The 2,178-nt window shown below is 31.9% G+C and carries 1 protein-coding gene and 1 pseudogene; both read right to left on the bottom strand.

The window, feature by feature from the left end; all coding sequences use genetic code 11:
• A pseudogene (locus DS742_RS28355) lies at positions 1 to 587 on the bottom strand (hypothetical protein); the annotation flags it as partial.
• Between the two features lie 369 nt (positions 588 to 956).
• On the bottom strand, positions 957 to 1,694 hold the full coding sequence (locus DS742_RS28350) for a C2 family cysteine protease (protein WP_242996896.1): 738 nt from the start codon (positions 1,692 to 1,694) through the stop codon (positions 957 to 959).
• Positions 1,695 to 2,178: the final 484 nt, after the last annotated feature.

The following is a 2,178-nucleotide window of genomic DNA, read 5'->3' as shown; positions in this document are numbered from 1 at the left end:
AGAAAAATGTAATTTAAATTTACTATAGCCGGTATAAAAGATAATAATAAAAGTATTCTCATAAAGTGAAAATATTCTATATTTGATATTCTAAATGCTTCTAAATTTTTTATATAATCAGGCAGATAATAACTATCACGGTTCTTTCCTATTCTAGAAATTATATACCATATTTCATCTCTTTCTATTAACTCGGATTCAAAATAATTTATTTTACTTTCTAATCCTGCATAATCTTTCTCATTAATCTTAGTCTCATGCAAAATAGAATATAATATTTGTTCTCCTGCAAATGATTTACAATTATTTATTTTACAATATACTTGATCCATTTCAAGATCATACCAAGTAATATCATCAATCCGATCAATGTCATTTTTTATATTTGCTGATTTAATTTCCCAATATCTCTCAATCAATTCTAGCTCAAAATACTGATCTTCAGTTTTTTTACCAAAAGTCTTTTTTATCTCATTCTTAATATTACTAATTCTTTTTAATTTTATATTTTTTTCGATGTTCAAAAAAAGAGTTATAAAAATAATTACCGACAACGAAATAATTATAAGCATATTGTCATCTCCCACATAAACTTCGCCTTGTTTTTATTTAATTATTTATTAATATATATGTATTTCTTTACTATTTCAGTATATACCCAATTTTTATAGTTTCTACCCATGTGCCAAAATTATACACGTTGAGTTCCAAAATTTGCATTTTATACCAATAATTAATGCAGCTGTTCTTTAAAAAGGATTAGAATCACTTACACTTTTTATGTCGTTGTGCTAGTGATTTGTGTAAATAAAAAAGCCCCTTCTGGAAATGATTTATTTATCTAATAGATTCCCACATTTATTTTCAGAAATACAAAATTTAACTAACTAATAGATTACTACACATGAAAAGACTCCAGGATAGTTTACCTGGAGTCTCTATAACTTTATTCTGTCTTATTCCCAATAAACTACAACATTTTTTGCCGCATCATCTACATACGTCATATACCGAATAGCTCTTTCAAACTGACTTCTTGGCATACTGATTAAACCAGATGTATCCCACGGATTTATTACTACAACCGTGTTTTTATTAACACTCTTTATGGAATAGGAATGACCTCCATCACCGATAATTCCCTTGTCTGGATCAGCTATATTAAAATCGCAGGCTGCTGTAATTCCCTCTCCGTTCTGGCATTTTGCAGCCATTGTATTCATAATTTCAGTTTTATTTGAGGACCTGTATGTTCTTTGTCTGAATCCTGTCATTCGTGTAAAAACATCACAGGCAAAACAACCATTATAAACATTCATGGCCTTTTGTAAACCGGCCTCAATCACTCTGGCATCAAGATCACCTTCTATGTATGCATTATAAACATCATCCTCAGTGACTGTTACTCTTCCACCGCCGAAATTAAGGGTGTAGGTGCCATTATAATTATCCGTAATCATTTTTCTGAAAATTTTTCTGCCATATTTGCTGTTGTCCAATGCCTGTATGGCTGAAACTGCTCCACAATCACCGATACTTCCCTGATAAATTGTATCTAACTTTCCATCCAGCTGTGATTCAGAATAACCACCTGTTGCTGCCAAAGCAGTAACTGGTGTAAACAAAGTACTTGCAGCAATTCCTAACGCCAAACATAAAGCGCCTATTCTCTTTTTGATTTTTCTCATTTTCATACTTAAATCCATTCCTTTCGCTTCGCTCAGGCACAAAGCATGATGAAAACGCCGGCTTGAGCTGTTTTTCTTTTATTATTTTTATTGCAGGAACTCTGGCGGACTTCGCAGTTCTAAAAGAGTTCCTATAGTTTAAAAATCATGTACAAATCTGCTTTGGCCCTGATATCCACAAGACTGTTTCATACTTCCCTTCTTTAACAGCATGTTTCACCTCCTTGTTTCTTAATTGTCTCCAGGAATCTCCACCCATATTTCCTATCGCAGTTTATAGCAAGATTTAAAACTCTCGTATATCCATTTATTATAGCTTATTTTGTCACAAAAACATGTACCATGTAATAAATGACGCTCTGAATGTAACTTTTGGTACTATTTTGTAGGTTTTTGCCTCTTTTAGGTCAATAGCATTTCGAGTTTCCCGTTTTGTAAACGAGTTTCACATTTTGAAATCGACCTTCAATTTTTGAACTCGAAATTCCCA

Origin of the sequence: Lacrimispora amygdalina (assembly GCF_003432035.1) — a bacterium.
Lineage (GTDB): Bacteria > Bacillota > Clostridia > Lachnospirales > Lachnospiraceae > Lacrimispora > Lacrimispora amygdalina.
This window is presented reverse-complemented; position numbering and strand designations above follow the sequence as displayed.